General features: G+C 73.7%; 21 protein-coding genes and 1 tRNA gene. 10 read left to right on the forward strand and 12 right to left on the reverse strand.

What is annotated here, in order from left to right:
- Positions 1 to 257 precede the first annotated feature (257 nt).
- From ispD to ACIG5E_RS05645, 6 genes are all read left to right on the forward strand, one after another.
- Complete coding sequence (ispD, locus tag ACIG5E_RS05620) at positions 258 to 1,013, forward strand: 2-C-methyl-D-erythritol 4-phosphate cytidylyltransferase (protein ID WP_396531904.1); 756 nt, start codon at positions 258 to 260, stop codon at positions 1,011 to 1,013.
- Positions 1,003 to 1,494, forward strand: a complete 492-nt coding sequence (ispF, locus tag ACIG5E_RS05625; protein ID WP_396531656.1) for a 2-C-methyl-D-erythritol 2,4-cyclodiphosphate synthase — start codon at positions 1,003 to 1,005, stop codon at positions 1,492 to 1,494. The genes ispD and ispF overlap by 11 nt, the downstream gene beginning before the upstream one ends.
- A 146-nt stretch (positions 1,495 to 1,640) precedes the next feature.
- Positions 1,641 to 2,036, forward strand: a complete 396-nt coding sequence (locus ACIG5E_RS05630) for a PPOX class F420-dependent oxidoreductase (protein ID WP_396531658.1) — start codon at positions 1,641 to 1,643, stop codon at positions 2,034 to 2,036.
- A 115-nt stretch (positions 2,037 to 2,151) separates the two neighbouring features.
- The gene (cysS, locus tag ACIG5E_RS05635; protein ID WP_396531660.1) at positions 2,152 to 3,546 is read left to right on the forward strand and encodes a cysteine--tRNA ligase; all 1,395 of its coding nucleotides are present in this window, start codon (positions 2,152 to 2,154) and stop codon (positions 3,544 to 3,546) included.
- Between the two features lie 136 nt (positions 3,547 to 3,682).
- Entirely contained in the window at positions 3,683 to 4,675 is a 993-nt protein-coding gene (gene rlmB / locus ACIG5E_RS05640) for a 23S rRNA (guanosine(2251)-2'-O)-methyltransferase RlmB (protein ID WP_396531662.1), read from the forward strand.
- A 168-nt stretch (positions 4,676 to 4,843) separates the two neighbouring features.
- A complete protein-coding gene (locus tag ACIG5E_RS05645) occupies positions 4,844 to 6,508 on the forward strand; it encodes a DoxX family membrane protein (RefSeq protein WP_396531664.1) in 1,665 nt (554 codons plus the stop codon).
- 110 nt (positions 6,509 to 6,618) lie between these two features.
- Here the strand turns inward: ACIG5E_RS05645 and ACIG5E_RS05650 are convergent, their stop codons facing one another.
- From ACIG5E_RS05650 to ACIG5E_RS05660, 3 genes are all read right to left on the reverse strand, one after another.
- Entirely contained in the window at positions 6,619 to 7,407 is a 789-nt protein-coding gene (locus ACIG5E_RS05650) for an NDP-sugar synthase (protein WP_396531665.1), read from the reverse strand.
- Between the two features lie 111 nt (positions 7,408 to 7,518).
- Complete coding sequence (locus ACIG5E_RS05655) at positions 7,519 to 7,962, reverse strand: hypothetical protein (protein ID WP_396531667.1); 444 nt, start codon at positions 7,960 to 7,962, stop codon at positions 7,519 to 7,521.
- 163 nt (positions 7,963 to 8,125) lie between these two features.
- Positions 8,126 to 9,223: an ABC transporter ATP-binding protein gene (locus ACIG5E_RS05660; protein WP_396531669.1), complete on the reverse strand. Its 1,098-nt coding sequence runs from the start codon at positions 9,221 to 9,223 to the stop codon at positions 8,126 to 8,128.
- A 291-nt stretch (positions 9,224 to 9,514) separates the two neighbouring features.
- Between ACIG5E_RS05660 and ACIG5E_RS05665 the strand changes: the two genes are divergently transcribed.
- Positions 9,515 to 9,588 (forward strand) — tRNA-Thr (locus ACIG5E_RS05665).
- Positions 9,589 to 9,674: 86 nt separating this feature from the next.
- Here the strand turns inward: ACIG5E_RS05665 and ACIG5E_RS05670 are convergent.
- Positions 9,675 to 10,079 carry a CU044_2847 family protein gene (locus ACIG5E_RS05670; RefSeq protein WP_396531670.1) on the reverse strand — a complete coding sequence of 135 codons (405 nt, stop codon included), beginning with the start codon at positions 10,077 to 10,079 and terminating at the stop codon, positions 9,675 to 9,677.
- Positions 10,080 to 10,198: 119 nt separating this feature from the next.
- On the opposite strand from ACIG5E_RS05670, the gene ACIG5E_RS05675 reads away from it, so the two are divergent.
- Positions 10,199 to 11,422 (forward strand): hypothetical protein, encoded by a 1,224-nt coding sequence (locus ACIG5E_RS05675; RefSeq protein ID WP_396531671.1) that lies wholly within the window; start codon positions 10,199 to 10,201, stop codon positions 11,420 to 11,422.
- Here the strand turns inward: ACIG5E_RS05675 and ACIG5E_RS05680 are convergent.
- The 7 genes from ACIG5E_RS05680 to ACIG5E_RS05710 form a co-directional block, all read right to left on the reverse strand.
- Complete coding sequence (locus tag ACIG5E_RS05680; RefSeq protein ID WP_396531673.1) at positions 11,412 to 12,032, reverse strand: NUDIX hydrolase; 621 nt, start codon at positions 12,030 to 12,032, stop codon at positions 11,412 to 11,414. The two genes, ACIG5E_RS05675 and ACIG5E_RS05680, sit on opposite strands and share 11 nt — an antisense overlap.
- Complete coding sequence (locus ACIG5E_RS05685) at positions 12,019 to 15,093, reverse strand: trypsin-like peptidase domain-containing protein (protein ID WP_396531675.1); 3,075 nt, start codon at positions 15,091 to 15,093, stop codon at positions 12,019 to 12,021. The genes ACIG5E_RS05680 and ACIG5E_RS05685 overlap by 14 nt, the downstream gene beginning before the upstream one ends.
- 128 nt (positions 15,094 to 15,221) lie before the next feature.
- Positions 15,222 to 16,472 carry a sensor histidine kinase gene (locus ACIG5E_RS05690; RefSeq protein ID WP_396531677.1) on the reverse strand — a complete coding sequence of 417 codons (1,251 nt, stop codon included), beginning with the start codon at positions 16,470 to 16,472 and terminating at the stop codon, positions 15,222 to 15,224.
- Complete coding sequence (cseB, locus tag ACIG5E_RS05695) at positions 16,469 to 17,227, reverse strand: two-component system response regulator CseB (RefSeq protein WP_396531679.1); 759 nt, start codon at positions 17,225 to 17,227, stop codon at positions 16,469 to 16,471. Before cseB ends, ACIG5E_RS05690 begins: the two co-directional genes overlap by 4 nt.
- Positions 17,224 to 18,099, reverse strand: a complete 876-nt coding sequence (locus ACIG5E_RS05700) for a hypothetical protein (RefSeq protein WP_396531680.1) — start codon at positions 18,097 to 18,099, stop codon at positions 17,224 to 17,226. The genes cseB and ACIG5E_RS05700 overlap by 4 nt, the downstream gene beginning before the upstream one ends.
- A gap of 164 nt (positions 18,100 to 18,263) precedes the next feature.
- On the reverse strand, positions 18,264 to 19,061 hold the full coding sequence (locus tag ACIG5E_RS05705) for a class F sortase (protein ID WP_396531682.1): 798 nt from the start codon (positions 19,059 to 19,061) through the stop codon (positions 18,264 to 18,266).
- Entirely contained in the window at positions 19,054 to 19,512 is a 459-nt protein-coding gene (locus ACIG5E_RS05710) for a hypothetical protein (protein WP_396531684.1), read from the reverse strand. Before ACIG5E_RS05710 ends, ACIG5E_RS05705 begins: the two co-directional genes overlap by 8 nt.
- Positions 19,513 to 19,860: 348 nt before the next feature.
- Here ACIG5E_RS05710 and ACIG5E_RS05715 point away from each other — a divergent pair, with 348 nt between their 5' ends.
- Positions 19,861 to 20,028: a hypothetical protein gene (locus ACIG5E_RS05715; RefSeq protein ID WP_396531685.1), complete on the forward strand. Its 168-nt coding sequence runs from the start codon at positions 19,861 to 19,863 to the stop codon at positions 20,026 to 20,028.
- A gap of 65 nt (positions 20,029 to 20,093) precedes the next feature.
- On the forward strand, positions 20,094 to 21,902 hold the full coding sequence (locus ACIG5E_RS05720; protein ID WP_396531687.1) for an ABC transporter ATP-binding protein: 1,809 nt from the start codon (positions 20,094 to 20,096) through the stop codon (positions 21,900 to 21,902).
- 196 nt (positions 21,903 to 22,098) lie between these two features.
- Here ACIG5E_RS05720 and ACIG5E_RS05725 read toward each other — a convergent pair whose 3' ends face one another.
- Positions 22,099 to 22,914: a hypothetical protein gene (locus tag ACIG5E_RS05725; protein ID WP_396531688.1), complete on the reverse strand. Its 816-nt coding sequence runs from the start codon at positions 22,912 to 22,914 to the stop codon at positions 22,099 to 22,101.
- Positions 22,915 to 23,174: the final 260 nt, after the last annotated feature.

A 23,174-nucleotide genomic window follows, 5' to 3' on the forward strand; every position in this document is an offset into this window, starting at 1 on the left:
AGTCGGGCTGCCGCCCATCGCCCACAGCGCCCGGTGCCGGCGCGCCGCTCCCAGGACGGATCGTCCGGGGGTGGTGCAGTGGCACTCCGGGCGCTGAGGCGTGTCCGGACGACGCCCCCCCGCCCGAGCCGGCCCAGGCCTGCAAGACCGTTTCTGCGCAGGTGTGCGGCGGGCAGTGGACCAGTGGTTCTTCGGAAGGGGCCCCCGCGCCCGCCGGGCACGCCAAGGCCATACCCACTTCGCCGAAGGAGTGAAACCTGAACGCCTCAGGAGCAGTCGCAGCAGCAGTGGTGCCCGCCGCCGGACGCGGTGAGCGGCTGGGGCCCGGTGCCCCGAAGGCCCTGCGGGAACTGGGTGGCGTGCCGCTCCTGGTGCACGCCGTACGGGCCCTCGCCCGCAGCCGGGCGGTCGGCCTGGTCGTGGTCGCCGCGCCCGCCGACGGGGTGGCCGAGGTGGTCGCCCTGCTGGACAGCCACGGGCTGGACGGCAAGGACATCCGGGTGGTGGCCGGCGGCGCGACCCGCCAGGAGTCGGTCCGGCTGGGCCTGGCCGCTATCCCCGAGGAGGTCGGGATCGTCCTGGTGCACGACGCGGCCCGCCCGCTCGTCCCGGTCGAGGTGGTGGACGCCGTCGCGGCCGCCGTCCGGGCCGGGGCCGGGGCGGTGGTGCCCGCGGTGCCGCTGGCCGACACCGTGAAGCGGGTCGAGCCCAACCCGGGCCACCCCGAGCCGGTCGTCGACACGCCCGAGCGGGCCACCCTGCGCGCGGTGCAGACCCCGCAGGGCTTCGACCGGGCCACCCTGGTCGAGGTGCACGCCAAGGCGCTGGCCGAGGAGGCCGCGGGCGGCGCCGACGCCCCGCCCGTCACCGACGACGCCGGACTGGTGGAGCGCTACGGCGGCACCGTCGTCGTGGTGCCCGGCCACGAGGAGGCGTTCAAGGTCACCCGTCCGTTGGACCTCGTGCTCGCCGAGGCCGTACTCGCCCGCCGGAGGGCCGCCGATGCCTACTGAGCCCCTGATCCCCCGGGTGGGGATCGGCACCGATGTGCACGCCTTCGAGGCCGGCCGCCCGCTCTGGGTGGCCGGACTGGAGTGGCCGGACGCCGAGTTCGGGCTGGCCGGGCACTCGGACGCCGACGTCGCCGCCCACGCCTCCTGCGACGCCCTGTTCTCGGCCGCCGGGATCGGCGACCTGGGCGCCCACTTCGGCACCGACCGCCCGGAGTGGGCCGGTGCCTCCGGGGTGAAGCTGCTCGGCGAGGCGGCCCGGCTGGTGCGCGAGGCGGGCTTCGAGATCGGCAACATCGCGGTCCAGGTGATCGGTGTGCGGCCGAAGATCGGCAAGCGGCGCGCCGAGGCGCAGGCCGCGCTGTCCGAGGCGGCCGGCGCGCCGGTCTCGGTCTCCGGCACCACCACCGACGGCCTGGGCCTGACCGGCCGGGCCGAGGGGCTGGCCGCGATCGCCACCGCGGTGGTGTACGAGCGGCGTTGAGCCCGCGCGCTCAACGGCCCTGGAATAACTCGGTGCTGACGGGTGTTCACCGGTTGTCGTGAGGGCTCGGATCGATAGTGTTCGGTCCGGGCCCGCGCGGTCGTCCTGCCGGGCTCGTACCGCCGCCGATGAGAAGAGGGAACCCGATGAGTGCGCAACTCTCCGACAAGGCCAAGGAACTGCTCGACGGCAAGAGCTTCGCCGTGGTCTCCACGATCCAGCCCGACGGCAGCCCCCAGTCCTCGGTGGTCTGGGTCAAGCGGGACGGTGAGGACATCCTGTTCTCCACCGTCGAGGGCCGCCGTAAGCACCTCAACCTGGTGAAGGACCCGCGCGTCTCGATCCTGATCAACCCGGCGGAGAGCCCGTACGAGTACCTGGAGGCCCGCGGTTCGGTCACGCTGACCACCGAGGGCGGCCGGGAGCTGATCAACGAGTTGGCCGCCAAGTACCGCGGTGTGGACGAGTACACCTGGGACGGTCCGGAGGACGTCCGGGTGGTCGTCCGGCTCTCGCCGCGCAAGGTGGTCGGCAGCATCTGACCGCTGCGGACGGCCGGCGTTTCCCCGGGATCGCACCCCGCCGTTCCTGGGGAACGCCCTGCCGTTCCCCGGTAATGTCGCGGGGCACCCCCCGCTGCCCACTACGCTTGACGCTGTGAGCATTCGTCTGTACGACACCAGCACCCGCCAGGTACGCGACTTCGTCCCGCTTGTACCGGGTTGTGTCTCGATCTACCTGTGCGGCGCTACCGTCCAGTCGGCGCCACACATCGGGCACATCCGGTCCGGCCTCAACTTCGACATCATGCAGCGGTGGTTCGCCTACCGCGGCTACCAGGTGACCTTCGCCCGCAACGTCACCGACATCGACGACAAGGTGATCGCCAAGGAGCGCGAGCTCGGCACGCCGTGGTGGCAGATCGCCTACGAGAACGAGCGCGCCTTCAACGACGGTTACAGCGCGCTCGGCTGCCTGCCGCCGACCGTCGAGCCGCGGGCCACCGGGCACATCCCCGAGATGATCGAGATGATGCGGGGGCTGATCGCCAAGGGCCACGCCTACGCGGCCGACGGCAACGTCTACTTCGACGTGAAGTCGTACCCCGACTACCTCGCGCTCTCCAACCAGAAGCTGGCCGACCTGCGCCAGCCCGAGGGCGAGGGCGAGACCGGCAAGCGCGACCAGCGCGACTTCGCGATGTGGAAGTCCGCCAAGCCGGGCGAGCCGAGCTGGGACACCCCGTGGGGCCGCGGCCGCCCGGGCTGGCACCTGGAGTGCTCGGCGATGGCCCACAAGTACCTGGGCGCGGCCTTCGACATCCACGGCGGCGGGCTGGACCTGATCTTCCCGCACCACGAGAACGAGATCGCCCAGTCCAAGGCCTACGGCGACGACTTCGCCGCCTTCTGGGTGCACAACGCCTGGGTCACCATGGCCGGCGAGAAGATGAGCAAGTCGCTCGGCAACTCGGTGCTGGTCTCCGAGATGGTCCAGCGGTGGCGGCCGATCGTGCTCCGCTACTACCTGGGCGCCGCGCACTACCGCTCGATGATCGAGTACAGCGAGGACGCGCTGCGCGAGGCCGAGGCCGGGTTCGGCCGGATCGAGGGTTTCATCCAGCGGGCCGTCGAGCGCTGCGGCGAGGTCGACGCGGCGCCCGAGGTGCCGCCGGCCTTCGCCGAGGCGATGGACGACGACCTCGGCGTCCCGCAGGCGCTGGCCGTCGTGCACACCGCCGTCCGCCAGGGCAACAGCGCCCTGAACGCGGACGACAAGGAGAGCGTGGTGGCGCGACTGGCCGAGGTCCGTGCGATGCTCGGTGTACTGGGCCTCGACCCGCTCGCCCCGCAGTGGACCGGGGCGGAGCGCGGTGAGGACCTCCACGGCGTGGTCGACTCGCTGGTCCGTCTGGTCCTGGACCAGCGGCAGGCGGCGCGCCAGCGCAAGGACTTCGCCACCGCGGACGCCATCCGCGACCAGCTCGGCCTGGCCGGGCTGGTGATCGAGGACACCCCGTCCGGCCCGCGCTGGACGATCAACAGCCAGTAACCCCATCTGACGATAGGGGTGATGGGTGGGCCGTACCGGACCGGTGCGGCCCTCCCGCATGACGTAGCGCATGCCGTCGGCCGCCGCCGCACCGAGCGGGACGGCCGGGCATGCCGGACAGACAGGAAGTACAGCCATGGCCGGCAACAGCCAGCGCAGGAACCGCCGCAACCCCGGATCGAAGAAGGGCGCGTCTGTCGGTACCGGCGGGCACAGCCGGAGGGCACTGGAGGGCAAGGGCCCGACCCCGCCCGGTGAGGCGCGCAAGGGCCACCCCAAGCAGCGGGCCGCCAACGCCGCGCTCAAGCGCGAGCGGGACGCCAAGGCCCGGGCCGGCATGCGCCGGGCCGGCGCCGGCGGCCGCGGCGGCCGCGGCGGCGCGGGCAGCGCCGAGCTGGTCTTCGGCCGCAACTCGGTGGTCGAGGCCCTGCAGGGCGACGTCCCGGCCAACGCGCTGTACGTGCAGCAGTTCGTCGACACCGACGACCGGGTCCGCGACGCCTTCCAGGCCGCCAACGACCGTGGCATCCCGCTGATGGAGGCCCCGCGCGCGCAGCTGGACCAGATGACCGGTGGGATGAACCACCAGGGCCTGGTGCTGCAGGTCCCGCCGTACGAGTACGCCCACCCCGAGGACCTGCTGGCCGACGCCGCCGACGCCGGTCAGGACGCGCTGATCATCGCGCTGGACGGGGTCACCGACTCGCGCAACCTGGGCGCCGTGGTCCGCTCCGCCGCCGCCTTCGGCGCGCACGGCGTGGTCATCCCCGAGCGTCGCGCGGCCGGCATGACCGCCGGTGCCTGGAAGACTTCCTCCGGTGCCGCGGCCCGACTGCCCGTCGCCCGCGCCACCAACCTGACCCGCACCCTGGAGGCCTACCAGAAGGCCGGCCTGATGGTCGTCGGCCTGGCCGCCGACGGCGAGGCCGAGCTGGGCGACCTGGAGCTGCTGACCGGCCCCGTGGTGGTCGTCGCGGGCAGCGAGGGCAAGGGCCTGTCCCGGCTGGTCTCGGAGACCTGCGACATGCGGGTTCGGATCCCGATGAGCGGCCTGACCGAGTCGCTGAACGCCGGTGTCGCGGCGGGCATCGTGCTGTACGAGGCCGCGCGGCTGCGCGCCAAGCGCTGAGCACAGCGGGCGTCCCGCCCGCAGGGGATCTTCTGAATTCCCCGCGATCCGAGTGAAAAGCGATCGGGCCCGACCGGGTCCGATCGCTTTTCTCATGATCACTTCAAGTATGCGCCGGACATCCACTCGGGAGAGTGTCCTAAGCGGCCGTCACCCGGTTAGACGGGCGTGGACGTGGACACCAGAACACCTCGACGCCCCCTGTTCGGCGGCGGCAGCACCGGGATGGACGCGGGCCCAGGGCTCGACACCGTCAAGGTGCCGTCGGACCCCTCGCGCCTCAGCAGCACCCAGGCGAGCTTCCGGCTCCGGCTCGGCGCCCCGGTGGCGCCGCTGATCGAGGCCCCGGTCGGACTCCTGTCCACCGGCGCCGCGTTCGGCGACCCGTACGCCAACCAGGGCCTGATCCGCCGTCCGCTGGTCACCCCGCAGGTCGTCGTACCCGCCTCCGCCGTCCCGGCGCTGGCCGGGGCCGCCGCCGGGGCCGGCGGCGGCGCACCGCGCCGCAAGGGCCGGGTCACCGCCGTCACCTGGACCGGCCAGGCGGCCCCCGGGGACCTCGCGGCCACCCGGCTGCTGGAGGCGGTGCGGACCAACGGCTCCCCGGCGGGCATCGACCTGGACGAGGCCGACACCCAGGTGCTCCCGGCCTACGCCGGCGCCCGGACCGTCCCCCGCCAGCCGCGCGAGGGCACCGGCACCGCCACCCACGCCGGCGTCGGCCCGGTCGGCGAGCCGCACGGCTGGACCCCCAGCGGCGAACTGCCCGAGGTCTCCGCCGCCGAGGCCGAGGGCAGGCAGCCCTGGTACCCCGGCCGCCGGGTCGACCTCGGCCTGGTGCTGCTGCCGCTGCGCGCCGTGCTCGGCTCGCTCTCCGTCTACGCCGGGTTCAGCAAGCTCTGCGACCCGGTGTACTTCGACGGCGGCGAGCGCGGCTCGATGATGCGCTGGCTCTCCTCGCTGCACCCGTGGAAGGTCGCCGAGCCGCTGCTCGCCTTCGCGATGGGGCACCCCGTCGGCTCCGGCCTGGTGGTGTCGTTCACCGAGATCGTGGTCGGCGTGCTCACCATCCTCGGCCTCTGGCAGCGGCTCGCGGCCGGAGCGGCGATGCTGCTCTCCGCCGCGCTGCTGTTCACCGTCAGCTGGCGGGCCGTACCGGTCTACGACACCCCCGACCTGATCTTCCTCGCGGCCTGGAGCCCGCTGCTGATCGCCGGGGCACCCTTCGCCTCGCTCGACGGGCGGCTCAACCTGGAGGCCTGGCGGCGGATCGGCGCGGGCGCGCCGGGCGTCCTGCGCCGCCGGGTGCTGCGCCGGGGCGCGGTGGTCACCACCGTCGTGGTCGGCCTGACCCTGCTGCTCGGCTCGATGCTGGGCGCGGCCGTCCGCACCGGCGCCCGGCCGCACCAGGCACCGGGCCGTCCGGCCACCGACTACGGCACCCCGGTCTGGCCGTCGGGCAGCCCGTCCGGCGCCCCGGGCGGACAGGGCACGTCCACCTCGCCCCCGCCCGCGGCCCCGCACCCGGCCACCCCGACGCCGAGCGCCACCACGCCCTCCACCGCCCCCGCCAAGTCGGCCGGTGCCTCGCCGAGCGGCAAGCACTCCGGCAAGGCCGAGACCGGCGGTTCCTCCCCGGCGGCGTCCGCCCCGTCCGCCGGGTCCGGCTCCGCGCCGGCCCAGCGGACCCCGGCCCCCGGCGGCTCGGGCACGGCGCCCAAGCCCAGCCCGAGCAACGGCTCCGGGCTGCTCGGCGGGGTGCTGGGCAGCGGGCCGCTGGCGGACCTGTCCGGTGGGCAGTCCTCCCGTCCGGGGACGCCGACCGCCACCTGAGGCCGCCGGGCGCGCTACGGCCGGGTGCTCCGTGGGGGAGCACCCGGCCGTAGCGCTTTTGCGCGGGTGTCATCGGGCGGCTGTCACTGGGCGCTGTCGCGGTACGGCCGTCACTGGGCGCTGTCGCGGTAGGCGGCGAGCTCCTTGGCCGCCTCGGTGAGGTCCTTCGCCGTGTCGATGGCGCGCCAGTACACGCCCAGCGCCAACTGGTAGCCGGCGAGCCGCTTGCTGCGGGCGAGCTGGGGGAAGGTGGTGCGCTCGTGGTCGCCCACGTCCGGCAGCAGCTCGGCGAACTCCGGGCTGAACACGTACAGGCCGGCGTTGATCAGGAAGGGCGAGGGCGGGGCCTCGATGAAGTCCAGCACGTTGCCGAACTGGTCGGTCTCCACGGCGCCCCACGGGATGCGCGGCCGGGCCAGCGCGAGCGTCGCGACGGCATCCCGCTCGTGGTGGAAGGCGGCCATGTCGCGCAGGCTGAAGCGGGTCCAGATGTCGCCGTTGGTGGCGTACCAGGGCTCGTCCGGGCGCGGCAGCGCCTTCGCGGCGAGCTTCAGGCCGCCGCCGCGCCCCAGCGGCTCGGCCTCGACCACCGTGCGGACCCGCAGCGGCAGGTCCGCACGGCCGAGCCACTCCTCCAGCACGTCGGCGAGGTGGCCGCAGGACACCACGACGTCGGTGACGCCCTCGGCTGCCAGCCAGGCCAGCTGGTGGCCGAGGATCGGGATGCCCGTCCCCGGGATCTCGACCAGCGGCTTGGGGCGGTCGTCCGTGTAGGGCCGCAGCCGGGAACCCTGGCCGCCGGCCAGGATCACGGCCTGGGTGACGGGCGTCGTGGTCGGCCGGGGCTGGTGGGGCTGCGAGGACGCGAGGTCGGCGGTGGGGCCGGAGTCAGCGGTCATGCCTGAACAATAGGACGCCAGACGGGGGTTGACGCCTTCCGCCGGTCGGCGAACGTCGGCCGACGACTGTCGGTCGACGACTGTTGGCCGACAGTCGCTGACCGGCGACCGTCAGCCGGCGATGCCGGCCGCGAAGGAGCCGTCGCAGACCGGGCGGGCGAAGGAACGGGCCCGCTGCACGTCGCCCTGGTACTTGCGCACCGCGGCCTTGCCCAACTCGGTGGCCAGCGAGGTGCAGTAGGGCGTCAGCGAGGGCTGCTCGCGCATCGAGCGCTCCAGCAGGTCCAGCGCCGCCGACGGGTTCTTGGCGCGCAGCTCGTCCAGCAGCGCCACCCGCAGCGACTCCTGCGGGGCGAGCCCGTCCGTCTTGGTGGTGGCGGTGGCGGAGCGCCCGATCCCGGCGCCGTCGCCGCTGGACGCCGCCACGACCTGCTGGTCGAGCCCGGTCGGTGGGGCCCACGGGACCCGGGTCACGGCGAGGGTGCCGGTGGTCACCAGGACGACCGGCAGGGTCAGGGCGACGGTCTGGCCGATACGGCGCACAAGCTGCTTCACCCTCAGGAGAGTAGCGGTGGGTGCGGGCGGTATCGCCCTCCGTTACACCATCGAGTGAAGGGTGTCCGGGTTCGTCCCTGCACCGTGTTGACGTGGGGGTGTACGGACGGAGCCCGCCGGACCGGAAGGGGTCCGACGGGCTCCGTCACGCGTATCGGCTGCCTCAGTCGCAGACGCTCAGGCGCACGCCGCTGCTGGTGGCGAAGACGTGGGTCTCCTGGGCGATCGGCACCACGTGGATGGTCTCGCCGCGGGTCGGGATCTGGCGGCCGGGCACCCGGACGACCAAGTCCTTGTCCACGCCGCCGATCTGGGTGGTGCCGTAGACGAAGCCGTCCGAGCCGAGCTCCTCGACCACGTTCACCGTCACCGCGACGCCCTCGATGCCCCCGGCGTCGACGACCTGGAAGTGCTCGGGGCGGATGCCGACGATCACCGTCTTGTCGGTGCCGGCGCCGGCCAGGTTCTCGCGCGAGATGTTGACCACCGAGCCGCCGAACTTCACGCCGCCGTCCACCAGCGGCACCTCGACCAGGTTCATGGCGGGCGAGCCGATGAAGCCGGCCACGAACAGGTTGGCGGGCTTGTCGTACATGTTGCGCGGGGTGTCGACCTGCTGCAGCAGACCGTCCTTGAGCACCGCGACCCGGTCGCCCATGGTGAGCGCCTCGGTCTGGTCGTGGGTGACGTAGACCGTGGTGATGCCCAGGCGGCGCTGCAGGCCGGCGATCTGGGTGCGGGTCGAGACGCGGAGCTTGGCGTCGAGGTTCGACAGCGGCTCGTCCATCAGGAAGACCTGCGGCTGGCGGACGATCGCGCGGCCCATCGCGACGCGCTGGCGCTGACCGCCGGAGAGCGCCTTCGGCTTGCGGTCCAGGTACTCGGTGAGGTCGAGGATCTTCGCCGCCTCCTCGACCTTGGTGCGGATGTCCGCCTTGTTCACGCCGGCGATCTTGAGCGCGAAGCCCATGTTCTCGGCGACGGTCATGTGCGGGTAGAGCGCGTAGTTCTGGAACACCATGGCGATGTCCCGGTCCTTCGGCGGCAGGTGGGTGACGTCCCGGTCACCGATCCGGATCGCGCCGCTGTTGACGTCCTCCAGACCGGCCAGCATGCGCAGGCTGGTCGACTTGCCGCAGCCCGACGGGCCGACCAGCACGAGGAACTCGCCGTCCGCGATCTCCAGGTCCAGCGCGTCCACCGAGGGCTTGGTCGCCCCCGGGTAGATGCGGGTCGCCTGGTCGTACGTGACAGAAGCCATGGTCGTTCTCTCCTTCACCGGCAGGAACGTGCCGGACGATCCGAGTAAAGGGGGTTCGTTGGTTTCCGTCGGCCCGTCAGTGGTCTGAACCACTACCCGAACCGACTCCCGGCGACGCTACCTGCGCTTCCGTCGCTTGTCAGCCCCCTCCGCCCCGATTTCGACATCGGTTCCATCACGCCCCCTCCGCACCCGCCCACCCCGTCAACCCCCGGATATCCCCCCACCCAGCCACCCCGGCCCGGTAGACTGCCCCCGGTGCCGCCGTGATCCTTCGCGGACGGCCACCGTGCCTCCTTAGCTCAGCTGGCCAGAGCACCGCTCTTGTAAAGCGGGGGTCGTCGGTTCGAACCCGACAGGGGGCTCAGCTTCCGGCCCAGGTCAGAGGGCCGAAACGCGGAACGCCCCGGGCTGTGATCGGCCCGGGGCGTTCTGACATCTCCGGAGGGCATCAATCGCCGGAAGCGACCGAGGTGCCCGTTTCTTCCGTCTCCTCGGACTCTTCCGTTTCTTCCGCCTCTTCCGTTTGGGGCCGAACGGCGGCGGTGGTCCCCTCGTTCTTTTTCCAGGTCGCCGAAACCTTGAGGGCGGCCTTGCCGCTCGAACCCGCCACCGCGCTCACCAGGAGGCCCGACTTGATGGAGAGCTCGATTCCGAATTCGAGGGTGAACTCGTCCGGGGCGGCGGCCCGCAGGCCCGACCGGACGCTGCCCACGACGGCGTGGAGCGTGTCCGTGAGGTCGTCCAGCCGGTAGGTGAGATCGCGGAGGGCCACGTCCCTGGGGCCTTCCTGGTCCTCGATGCGGGCCCAGAACGTGCCTCCGTCGGGCGTCTCCACCTGGACGATTTCCGACATTCTTCCTCCAACGGCATCAATTCCGCGAAATCGAATGCGGAATTCCGGCGACCGGTCGGCAGTCGGCGTCCTATTATCCACGAGGAGAACCCCGATGGAGGGGTGAAGGGGTGGTACCGATGGGCACGGAACTGCCGCCGTCGAGTGCGGAGCGCATCTATCTCTCCGATGTGGAGCCGCACGCGGCGGCGCCGATCGACCGGGCCTCGGATCTGCGATCGCGGGTGCTGCTGCACGTGCTCTTCGCCGACGCCCTGCTGATCGGGGACTCGCAGAGCCTCAACAACAAGTACTTCAGGGCACTCGTCTCGGCCGAGGAGTCCCGGCACGTCCCGTGGTCGGCGGGGGGCGCGGCACTCCCGGACCTCGCCCCGCTCCTGGAGTCCGGCCGGATCCGGGTGGCACTGCGCGAGGGCCAGACCCTCCACGGGATCAGGGACGACCACAAGCGGCGGAGCGTGGAGAACGTGCCCGAGCCCGCCTACGTCGCGCAGCTGACGGAGATGTCGGCCGCGCACTCGGTGTCCTACGACGGGACGGCCGTGGCGGCGCGCTTCAAGGCCGGCGTGCTGGCCAGGATCGACGCCGCGGGCCGGTGCGCCACCGGCGGTACGCGGACCGCGCTGGAAGACGCGCGGAGTTGGATCAGGGACCAGCAGCCGTTCGACTACAAGGCGCTCAAGGACTGGCTGGGCAAGTACCGGGTGAAGGACCCGGGCAGCAGCGCCGAGCTGATCCTCGCGCTGCAGTCGGTGGACGAGTGGGCGGGCGAGTCCTACCGGCGGGCCCTGCCCGGCGTGCTGGACGTCGGCATGGCCGGCCCGAGGGACGGGTCGGGCACCATGTCGGCCGCCAGGAGCCGTCGGATCGTGGAGGAGACCGGGCTGCCCGCCGTCATGCTCGACAACCTGCTGCTGTCCCAACTCCCATTGGAGGTAACGCTGGAGGCCGTCGAGCAGCCGTCCCGGAACGCCCTGGTGCAGGAGCTCGGCCGAGTGCGTCGGGGCCTTCTTCCGGACGTCGGGGTGCTGCGGGAGGCGGTCGACGAGTTCAGCACGTGGATGCTGGAGGCGTTCGACCGCACCTTCCGCGGTACGGACGGCCTGGCGTGGGCGCGCCTGCAGAGCGAGACCCGGTTGATGCGCTTCAGGCTGGACGAGGACCAGCTGACCGGTCGCTTGGGGGCGGGCCTGGAGGTGCGCGGGGCGCCGCTCGACGGGGCCCGGGACCTTTCGCTCGACGTGGTGGCCGAGCCCGGCGCGGCCGCGCGGGACGAGGAGGTCCGGGTGGCGACGGGCCCGCGGCACCACCTCGATCCGCTGCACCGGATGATCACGCTCTGACGGTCGGGGCCAGCACTTCGGAGTCGGCCGTCGCGAGGGCGTAGGCGGCGAGCGTGACCCCGCAGGTGATCCGGCCCTGCCGCAGCCACTGGGCCATCTCCTCCGGGGAGACCCACACCGGAGGGCTCACCGACTCCATCGCCTCCGGCCGGGCGCAGCCGCTGTCCGCGGGGCGGACGGTGGCGCAGCAGACGTGGATGCCGGTCTCGATCAGGCCGGTGTCCGCGTGGACCAGCCCGAGCGTCCGCACGGAGGAGGCCGAGAGGCCGGTCTCCTCCCGGAGTTCGCGGGCGGCCGCCGCCTCCGGACTCTCGCCCGGCTCGCAACCGCCGCGCGGGAACTCCAGGGAGACGGCGCCCACCGGGTAGCGGTACGAGGGCACCAGGGCGATGCCCTCGGGGCCGACCGGGATCACCACGACACCGGTCTGCGCCCACTGCCACCGGAGGTAGTTGCCGGGTGCGCCCCCGGGCCCGACGACGAGGTCGTTGTTGAGCTGCCCGAAGCGGTTCGCGAAGACCTCGACGGCCTCGTGACGCACGATCGGTGCGGGCGTGCCGGGCGTGCCGGGCGTGCCGGGCGTGCCGGGCGTCCGGTCATCGGTGGTCATGGCGCTCCTGCCTGCCGTCGCGTGGACCGCCGGCGAGGCGGCCTCGCTCGTCATGATCGCTCATGGCGGCCAGTTGTGACACCCACGACTTCCGTTCGTCGGCGAACTCCCGCAGCTCCCCGCTGAGTTGGGCCAGGACGCGCAGCGACTGCCGCTGGGCCGCGCGGCGTTGACGGTCTCCGGGCGGGAGGTCCTCGCGCAGCTGCGCGCTCTCCCGCATGGCGAGGTACGCCTCCCGGTCCCGACCCGCGCCGGCCAGGGCGAGTGCCTGCCGGTGCAGCCCTTCGGGCAACCTGGCCAGGTAGCGGCCCGGGTGACGTTCCGCCAGTTCGCGCAGCAGTGTGACGACGTGGTCCGCGGAGGTCACCGCCTCGGCGATCCGGCCGGTCCGTCGGTCGCACTCGGCGAGTACCTCGACGCACGACAGCAGGGTGTCCTCCTGCCGGGCTCCCGGGCCGGCCGCCTCGCACAGCCGCACACTGCGCGTCGCCTCGCCGTGGGCCGCGTCCACCTGGCCGTCCTCCAGGCGCAGTACGGCGAGGAAGCTCAGGGCGGTCGCGGTGTCGAGCAGACGGGCCTGCCGCAGGCCGTTCCCCGGTCCGGCTCCGGCGGGCAGGTCCTGGGCGAGGAGTTCCTCGGCGAGCAGTTCCTCGTAGTGGGCGACCGCGGACCTGCTCTGCTCCAGGGCGGGCACGGTGTGGCCGGCGTGGTGCAGCAGCAGGCTCAGGTTGTGGAGGGCCGCCGCGTACTCCGGCAGGTGGCGTCCGGTCTGCTGGACCAGGTCGCGGCTGAGCCCGACGGCCTGCCGGGCGGCGGTCAGCGCGGCCTCGCTCCGGCCGCCGTCGTGGTCGATGTCGTCGAGCCGCAGGCTGTAGCCGACGAGCCGGCGCAGCCTCAGCAGCTGATCCGCCTCGGTGAACTCCGCGTCGGGAAGGTCCAGGAGGCGGCGCAGGACGACGACCGAGACCGGTGACATGCTCGACGGATAGCGGGGCAGCCGCCTCGCCACGGCGGCGAGCAGCGGCGGTGCGCAGGACTCCAGGGCGGCCAGCATGACGGCTGCGAGGGGCTCGGCGTGGGGCAGCACGGCGCCGTTGTCCGCCAGGGCGGGCAGGAGCACGTCCGGCTGCTCGGCGACGGCACGCGCCAGAGCGGTGTCCAGGGCGCGGTGTGCGGGGTGGTCGGTGACCCGGCCCACGGTCGTGCAGCCGCGGGCTCGGGCGAGGACCTCGACGGCCGCCTTCGCCGCCTCGAACCGCTCCTCCACGGGGGTCGGACGGGTGGGGGTCAGCAGCGCGGTGAGGTACGCGTGGGTGTGGCCCGAACTCTCCGGCGTACTGAGCACCCGGCGGGCCAGGACCTCGCTGATCCGGTTCGGCCTCAGGGGGGCGATCAGGTCGCCCTCGGCGGGGTAGAGCGCACCCAGGACGGTGCCGACGCGGAGCATGTCGGGTGCCGGTCGGTGCGGGAAGGCCGCCGCGTACACCTGCTCCAACACGGCGACGAGATCGGCCCGTTGCCTGCCGCTGGCCAGCGTGGGGACCAGGAGGAGCCCTGCGGCCAGGAGCCTGCCGCTCTCGCCGGCGAACGCCGTCTCCCCGGGCAGCCACGCGGTGAGCGAGGAGTGCCAGACCCGGATCTCGTGGTCGCAGATCCGCTCCAGCGGATCGCCGGCCGGAGACCAGGTGCGGCCCTGTTGCAGGGTGAGAACGGCGTCCAGCGCGAGCGCGAGCACGCCCAGCAGTGAATCCTCCCGGTCGGCACGTGCCTCCAGCGTGCGGGGTGGGGGGAGCCGCGGGTGGCCGAGCCGGTCGGCGAAGACCCTGAACGCGGTGACGGCCAGAGAGGTGTCCCCGGGGGCGGGAACGGTCCTGGCGAGCTGGACCACGCTCGCGTCGGCGAGCGCCCAGTCGTCGACGCGGCTCTGCAGCGCCTGCCAGAGCGGCTTGTCCGCACGGGCGAGCAGGAGCAGGCGCAACCGCATCCGCTCGGGCCCGTGACGGTCCACGTGATCGAGCAGGGCGCAGATGTCCTCCAGCCGGGCCTGGGCGTAGTCGAAGACGACGAGCGCGGGGATCCCGGCCGCGAGGGCGGCGGTGAGTTCAGCCGGCCACTCCGGCCGCTCCATCGCCTTCCGCTCCACGATGCCGGCGATCCAGCCCGCCTCGTACATGCGGCGGCACAGTTCGGTGGCGAGCCTGGTCTTGCCGGAGCCGCCCGGTGCGTGCAGCAGCCGCAGCAGGAGGTCGGGCTCGTCGTCGCACCACTGCCTGAGGTCGGCCAGCTCCGGGCGGTCCAGGAACGGCATCGCCCCGTGGGTGAGCAGCTGGGCCGGGGTCGGCGGCCGTCGGGTCGACCGCGGGCGGTCGCGTCCGAACAGTCTGGCCTGGCGCCCGTCCCGGTCCAGCGCGAGGTCGCACCACGCGGTGCCGGTCCGGTGGTACTCGTCGTTGGCCTCCGCCAGGTCGGGGAAGTGGCTCCGCACCGCGTCGACCGGGACCAGCCAGCCGCCCGAGACCTGCCGGTCGTCGCGTGACGTCTTGAGCACCCCGCACACGCGGCCCGTCCGCAGGTCGAGCACCGGGCTGCCGCTGAACCCCGGCACCACCTGGTCGCCCTGGAGCCTGACGAACTGTCCGCTCGCTCCGGCCACGTGGAGGCGCAGGCTGTCGGGCTGTGGGCCGGACTCCAGGGTGTGGCGGCTGAATCCGTGGACGACCACCTCGGCGCCCTCCTGCGGGGCGCGGTCGCCCAGCCACACGCCGGGGAGCGGTTGCGGCTCGCGGAGACGCAGCAGGGCGAGATCGGGGAATCCGTGGATGCGCGCCGCGGGGTCGTGTTCCGGGAACACCTCGATCACATCGGCCGTGATGGTGAGCCCCTGCGTCGTCACCGACACCTCGCGGCAGCCCTGTACGACGTGGGCGCAGGTCAGCACCGTGTCCTCGGAGACCAGGAATCCGGAGCCGAGGCTTCCCGGTGCGTCGATGGCGACCGTGTGCGAGGTGGCCAGCCGACTGAGCTCCTCCCGCCGCTGCCAAGCCGCGTTGTCATCGATCACACCCTGCTCCTTCGTCCGGGAGCACCAGGGTTCCGTCCGGCGCCGCCGGAATCCAGTGGCGGCGGCCGATTCGGCGTCCGGATCGCCGGCAGCGGCGGGGCTGCGGCGTGGCTGCGGCGGGGCGGAGGTCAGTCCGGGGGGAGGGTGAGGGTGGCGAGGGCGCCGCCGGCGGGGTGGTTGGTGAAGGTGAGGGTGGCGCCGATGACTCGGGTGTGGCCGGTGGCGATGGTGAGGCCGAGGCCGTGGCCGCGGCCGCGTTCGGGGGCGTTGGTGCGGAAGCGCTGGGGGCCGTGGTCGAGGAGGTCCTCGGGGTAGCCGGGGCCGTGGTCGCGGACGGTGATGCGGCGGCCGTCGACGTGGAGTTCGACCGGGCCGGCGCCGTGGCGGTGGGCGTTGAGCAGCAGGTTGCCGAGGATGCGGTCGAGGCGGCGCAGGTCGGTGCGGACCTCCTGGTCGGAGGTGATCCCGACGGAGACGTCGAGGCCGGTGAGGGTGACGGTGCGGCGCACCGCGCGTTCCAGGGGGACGGCGGAGAGGTCGGGGGACTCGACGTCCGCGTCCAGGCGGGAGACCTCCAGGAGGTCCTCGACGAGGGCGCGCAGGGCCTGGACCCGGTTCTGCACCAGTTGGGTGGGGCGGCCGGGCGGCAGCAGTTCGGCGGCGGTGACCAGGCCGGTGAGCGGGGTGCGCAGTTCGTGGGCGACGTCCGCGGTGAAGCGCTGTTCGTCCTCCAGGCGGCGGTGCAGGGTGCGGGACATCAGGTCGACGGCGGCGGCGAGGTCGGCGACCTCGTCCTTTCCGTCGACGAGTTCGCCGATCCGGGTGTCGGTGCCGCCGGCCGCGATGCCCCGGGCGGCGGTGGCCGCGGTGCGCAGGCGGCGGCTGATCCGGTCCGCGACGAGCACGCCGGCCAGCACGGTGGTGAAGACCGCGGCGATGACGGTGATCAGGATGATCCGGTCCAGGTCGGCGATGGCCCGGCGGTCCTGGGTGAAGTCCACCCGGACGGAGAGCACCCCGCCCTGGACCGGGGCCGCCGCCCACATCGACTCGCCCTGCTGGTCGGTCGCGAGCAGCGAGCCCTGCCGTCCGCCGGCGGCGAGGTCGTGCAGCAGGGTGGGGAGGGCCGGGTCGTCGAGGGCGGCGCCGGGGGTGGGGAGGTCGCGCCCGTAGTCGGTCAGGGCGGAGTTGAGGGCGGTGGTCGCCGAGGAGCGGGCCTGGCCGACGTGCTGACGGATCATCGCCTGGTGGACCAGCAGGCCGACGGCCACCGCGACCAGGACGGAGATGGCGGCGACGGCGGTGGCGATCTGGCGGCGCAGGGTCATCCGGCGCAGCGTCAGCCGGGGGAGGGGCGGCCGGGGGAGGCGCAGGGTCATGCGGGGCGCCGCAGCTTGTAGCCGAAGCCGCGGACGGTCTCGATCCGGCCGGAGCCGATCTTGGCGCGCAGCCGCTGCACATGGACGTCCACCACCCGGGTGTCGGCGCCCCACTCGTAGTCCCAGACGCGCTCCAGCAGCGCGGAGCGTTCCAGCACGATGCCGGGCGCGGCGGTGAACTCCAGCAGCAGCCGCAGCTCGGTGGGGGTGAGCGGGACGAGGCGGCCGTCGACCCGCACCTCCATGCTGTCGGTGTCCACCTGCAGGCCGTCGAAGTTGCGGACGGCGGGGGAGGGGGAGAGGGCGACGGGGGCTGCCGGGGTGTCAGGAGAAGGGGCGGCAGGAGGCGGGGGGACGGCCGCCGGGGCCACCCGGACGCGGCGCAGCACGGTACGGATCCGGGCGACCAGGACGGCGCTCTCGAAGGGCTTGACCACGTAGTCGTCCGCGCCCGCCTCCAGGCCGGACACCACGTCCACCGGGTCGGTGCGGGCCGACATCATCAGGATCGGCAGCTGGCTCTCCTCCCTGATCCGGCGGCACAGCCCGACCCCGTCGAGCAGCGGCAGCATGACGTCCAGCAGGAGCAGGTCGGGGCGGACGGCGTGGAAGGCCTCCAGGCCCTCCAGGCCGTCGGCGGCGGTGGTGACCGGGAAGCCGTAGCGCTCCAGGGCCATCCGGGTGGCCTCCCGGATCACCTCGTCGTCCTCGACGAGCAGGATGTGCGGCTGGGCGGGGGCGGCTGCGGTGGTCATCGCTTCGCTTCCGGGACGACGGCGGGGCCGGACGGCTGGGGCGGCTGGGAGGGCTGGGGCTGGGGCTGGGGGCGGCCGGGGCGCGCGGACGGGAAGGCCGCGCCGGCGCCCGGCTTAGCGCCCGCGGAGGGGCGCACCGGGACGGGCGCCGCGCCGCCGGGGCCGGGGCCGGGGCCGGTCGGCGGGTCGGCGCCCGGGTCGGTGGGCGCGAGCAGGCCGGTGCCGTCCACCCGCTTCTCGACCAGGGCGAGCCGGACGCCGTCCCACTGGTAGTGGCTGGTGGTGCGGGTGGTGACGGTGGTCGGCTCGTACAGCCACAGGTCGGAGTCGATGGTCGCGGCGCTGAACCCCTGCTGGACCTGCACCCGCAGGATCGGCAGGACGCGGTCGCCGGCGAGGGTGTAGACGTGCAGGACGACCTGTCCGGGGGTGGTGACGGCGGCGATCAGCTCGGGCTGCCCGTCGCCGGTGAGGTCGCGGAACTCGGGCGCCCGCACCTCGCAGTCGGTGCAGGAGTCGAGTGCGCGCCGCTCCTCCGTGCTCACCGCCGGGTCCTTGGCGAGGAGGGTGTGGACGTCCACCGCGGTGAGGTCGTGCCCGGGGACGGTCAGGTCGGGTACGGGCTGCGGCGGCGCCTGGGTGGCGGACCCGGTTGCGGAGGTGGCGGGCGGCGGCGCGGTGGCCAGGCCGGGCCAGAGCGGCTTGGCCGAGGGCGGCTTGGTGACGGCCGCGCGCGGGCCGTCGTCCCGCAGGCCGCCGGGGGCGGGGCGGCCGAAGGCCAGGACGCCGAGGACGGCCAGGACGGCCAGGGTGGCGAGGGCGGCCGCGGGTACGGCGCCGGGGCGACGGCGGAGCGGGGTCGGTGGTGCCACGGTCGGTGCTCGTCCTCCTGGTTCGCGGTGCGGTGCCGGTTCGTCGTCCCTGTGGCCGTCCTGCTGTCGTAGCCGTTGTAGCCGGTCTGGCCCGGTGGCTGTTCCGGTGGGTAGGTCGCGCGGACGGTGACCGGCGGTTCCGCCGCCGGTGCTGGCGGACCCGGTCAGGCCGGTTCCGCCAGCACGATGATGTTGTCCGTCCAGTGGCCGTCCGAGCCGATCCGCCCGCCGCAGGTGATCAGCCGCAGTGCGGGGCCGGGGGTGTCGCCGTACACCTCGTCGGTGGGGAAGTGGTCCTTGGCGGCCTGGTCCAGGCCGCGGACCTTGAAGTCCACGGTGCCGCCGTCCGCGCGCCGGATCCGGATCAGGTCGCCCGGGTGGAGTTCGGGAAGGTGCTGGAAGACCGCCGCGCCGTGCCTGGTGTCCAGGTGCCCGATCAGGACGGCCGGGCCGGCCTCGCCCGGCGTGGGGCCGTTGCGGTACCAGCCGACCTGGTCGGCGTGGTCGGCCGAGGGCACCTGGACGGTGCCGTCGGCGTTCAGGCCGAGGTCGGTCACCGGGGCGTCCACGCTGATGGAGGGGATCAGCAGACGGGTGGGCGGCGAGGCGGCGAGCGGCTGGGCACCGGCCGTCGGCGCACCCACGGGAGCGGTGCCGGTGGGTGCGGTCGCGGTGGGTGCGGTGGCCGCCGGATCGTGGCCGGAGGTCTCGATCCGCACCACCGGGGTGTCCCGGCCGGACAGCGCCAGCGAGGTGCCGAGCACCAGGCAGAGCAGACCGGCCGTGCCGAAGACGCTCCGGCGCAGGATGCTCGGGGCGGGCCGGGCGGCGCGCCGCCGACCACGGCCGTCCCGCTTGGCGGTCCCCGCCGCCCGGGGCACCCCGGCGCCGCTTCCCCGCCCGGCCGGGTGCGGAGGAAGGGCGCCGGGGTGCCCGGCGGACTCGGGACCGGTGTCAGCCACGCGCACTGGAACGGCGGCGCAGCAGGGCGAAGCCCAGCGCACCGGCGCCGACGGCCGCGACGGCGCCGCCGCCCGCCAGCATCAGACCGTTGCCGTCGGTCTCGCCCGAGCCGTCACCGGCCTGGGCCGCGCCCTTCGGCACCTCGCGGACCTGCGGCTGGGCGCCGGCCGGGGCGGGGTGCGCCGTCGGCGCGGAGCCGGCCGGGCGGGCGGGCTGGGCGGGGGAGTGGGGCGCGGCCTCGGTGGCGGGGGCGGCGGAGGGGCGGACCCCGCCCGCGGCCGCGCCCGCCGGCGCCGCGTTGGCGGGGGCGTGGGCGGTGGGGGCGGGCTGCGGGGTCCCGTCGGCCCAGGCCTGCCCGCCGGTGACGACGGGCACCAGTGCGGCGCCGGTCAGTGCGCAGACCGCCAGCATCCGACGGGCGGGCGAACGGTGGGTACGGCTCCTGCTCATGCGGTGGTTCTCCTTCGTGACTCTGGTGAACGCGTCAGTGGCGAGACCGCGGCTCTCGCGAACGCCCCCGGCCCGTACGGTCGGCCCGCACGGCCGGTCGGTGCGTCGTCAGTGACGGTAGGAGGGCCGTGTCGCGGTGCCCGCCCGGCCGCGTCACGGTCGTCCGTCGGCTTCGTAACGGTCGCCGGGCCGATCGGGACGGACCCGTGACGGATCCCTTGCCGGGACCCTGACGGAACCCGGCACGTACGCCGGAACACGCCCGGTGACATGTGCCCGGGGCTGAGCACCCCCGCCCGCCCGTCCGTACATCCCGGTGGGGGAGAAACCGAGAGAAAGGTGGCAGTGATGAGCATCCTCGCCAATCTCCTGCCGACGCTGCGGGACGACCGCGGTGGCCGCGGGGACGACCGCGGTGACCGTGGTGACCGCGGCGACTTCCGGGACGAAAGGGACGACTTCGGCGACGACCGCCGCCGCCGTCGTCACCGTCGGCACCACAAGGACTGGAACTGACGGTTGACGCCCACGGACCGATCGCGGTCCCCGGCTAGGACGAACCGGTGTGGTCCCTGCGGCGGTTGACGGCCGTCGACACGCGTGACGGCGACGGTCGGGCGGACCCGGTCGTCGCCCCGGCCCCGGCCGTGCCGCTGCGGCGGACCTTCCGGCAGTTCTGGCCCTACACCCGAGGGGGAAGGCACTGGCTGATCCTCCTGGTGGTGATCGTCCTGCTCGGCCCGGTGGTCGACGCGGCGATGATCTGGCTGTTCAAGGTCGTCGTCGACGATGTGCTGGTGCCGCGCAGACTCGGACTGTTCCTGCCGGTGGCGCTCGGTTACGCCGGGCTGACCCTGCTGGCAGGAGGCCTGGGCTTCGCCGACGAGACGCTCTCCACCTGGGTCAGCGAGCGCTTCCTGCTCGCGCTGCGCACGGACGTGTTCCGGCACCTGCAGGGCCTGTCACTGGGCTTCTTCGAGCGGCGGCGGCTCGGCGACGTGCTGTCGCGGCTGACCGCGGATGTCGAGGCGGTCGAGACCTTCCTGCTCTCGGGCGTCCTGAACGCGGTCGCGTACGTCGCCGAGCTGGCCGTCTTCCTGGGCGTGCTGTTCTATCTGCGCTGGGACCTCACGCTGACCGCGCTGGTGGTCGCACCGCTGTTCTGGATCACCGCCCGGCGCTTCTCGGTGAAGGTGAAGGCGGCGTCCCGCGAGCGGCGGCGCCGCAGCGGCTCGGTCAGCGCCCTCGCCGAGGAGACGCTCGGCAACATCGCCCTCGTCCAGGCGTACAACCGGCAGGACTGGGAGCAGCAGCGCTTCCTGCGGGAGAACCTGGCGCGGTTCCGGGCGACCATGGCGGCGACCCGGATACGGGCGCTGTTCGAGCCGATCGTGGAGCTGCTGGAGCTGGTCGGCGCGCTGATCGTGCTCGGCCTGGGGGCCTGGGAACTGACCCGCGGCCGCCTCACGCTCGGCGAACTCCTCGTCTTCGTCGCCCTGTTGAGCCGCCTCTACGGGCCGGTCCAGGGGATCGGACGGCTCAGCAACGGCTTCTTCTCGGCCGCGGCCGCCGCCGAGCGGATCATCGAACTCCAGGACCAGAAGCCGCAGGTGGCCGATCCGCCGAGACCGCTGTGCCCGGCCCGGGTGCGCGGGGTGGTGGTCTTCGACGGGGTGCGGTTCCGCTACCCGGGCACGACCCTGGCGGCGCTGCACGACGTCTCCTTCCGTGCCGAACCGGGCGAGACGGTGGCGCTGGTCGGGGAGAGCGGGGCGGGCAAGTCGACCGTCGCCAAACTGCTGTTGCGCTTCTACGACCCGGAGCACGGTGCCGTCCGGCTGGACGGCACCGACCTGCGCGACCTGGCGCTGACCGACCTGCGCGAGCACATCGCGGTGCTGCTGCAGGAGACCCTGGTCGTCCACGGCACCGTCCGGGACAACATCGCCTACGGCCGCCCGGACGCCACCGACGCGCAGATCGTGGCGGCCGCCCGGGCCGCCGATGCGCACGAGTTCGTCAGCCGGCTGCCGGAGGGCTACGACACGGTGGTGGGCCAGCACGGGCGGCTGCTGTCCGGCGGCCAGCGCCAGCGGATCGCGATCGCCCGGGCGATGGTCCGGGACGCGCCCGTGCTGCTGCTGGACGAGCCGACCACCGGGCTGGACCCGGAGTCGGGGCGGCGGATCCTGGAGCCGCTGGGCCGGCTGATGAGCGGACGGACGACGATCATCATCTCGCACAACCTGCTCACCGTACGGAACGCCGACCGGATCGTCCTGCTGCGCGAAGGCCGCGTCGCCGCCTCCGGCAGCCACCGGGAACTGCTCACCCGGGACGCCGGCTACGCCCGCCTCGACCGGGCCGCGACCCCCACCTGGGCCGGATGAACACCCGGGATCCGCTGCCCACCGGAACGCCGACCGCCCCCGGCCATCAGACGCCCCCGCACACATCTGCGCTGCGGCTCGACCCGGCAGGCCGGCTCGCGGCTGGCCCCACACCCCGACACCCTCGACCCGTTGCCCCCTCCCAGGGCGGCCGCGCGGTGAGTGTCGGACCGTTACTTCTTGATCACTAAGGGTTTCATGGGCGGCGCGGCGCGGCTGAGCGCAGCTGCCGGAGCGTCCAGCCCGGGCCGAGGGCGCTCGTATGCGCGGTGAAGAGTTCGGCCGCGCGGCGGTAGGAGAGGCGGGCGCGGCCGGTGTGGGGGCAGCGGTCGGCGGCGGGGGTGCCGGCCGGGGCGCGGCGGTCGGTGAGGAAGAGCGGGCCGCCGGAGCGGCCGGCGATCAGCAGGGGGAGCAGCCGGGCGGTGCCGGTGCCCCAGTGGAGCCGGGCGCGGTCGGAGCGGGGGTGGGTGCGGCGGCCGGGGACGTCCAACTGGTCGGTGTTCAGGGCCAGTACGGCCTCGATGGCGGCGCCGGACTCGTGCAGCAGGTGCCAGAGCGTCTGCTCGCGCAGCGGCGCCCGGCGGGCGAACAGGGCGCGCAGTTGTTCCTCGGTCAACGGGGCCGCGGCCCCGGCCGGTTCGGGCAGCGAGTGGGGGCGCAGGTCGGTGCTCGGGTCGCCGTCGATCCAGCCCCGGGCCCGCCACCAGGCCACGGCCGCGCGCAGGGTGGAGAGTTCGCGGTTGAGCGTGCGCGGGTCGGTGGCGGCTGCGCGCCGGGCGACGGCGGTGCGCAGCCGTTCGGCGGCGTCCGGGTGGTCGAGCAGCGCGAGCGGCAGCACGGGCGGGCGGGCGCGCCGCCGTTCGGGGCCGGTGGGGGCGGCCCGGTCGGCGAGCGCCCAGGCCCAGGTGCTCAGGGCGATCCGGTAGATCCGCCGGGAGCCGTCGGCGAGCCCGGAGGCGGTCAGGTAGCGCTCGACGGCGACGCCGTACTCGACCGGGGGGAGTTCCGTCACGTCCGCCTTCTTCCGCAGTAAACGGGTCGAATCAGCACCCTGGAAATATATCCGCACTCCGCAGTAAAACGCAGCTCAGTAGCCATTCGATCGGCAATTTACTGCGGCGGGATCCATTGCCCGCGAAATTGAGGATGAAAGGCTCAAGTTTTTCGCCGGAAACCCTTGAACCCCGTTCCCCCGCGAGCGCAGACTGACTGCCCATGGCAGTGCAAACAGAACGGATCCCGGCCCCTCCACGGCGCCTGGGAGACCGTCTC

It is taken from the genome of Kitasatospora sp. NPDC053057, assembly GCF_044546945.1.
GTDB lineage: Bacteria > Actinomycetota > Actinomycetes > Streptomycetales > Streptomycetaceae > Kitasatospora.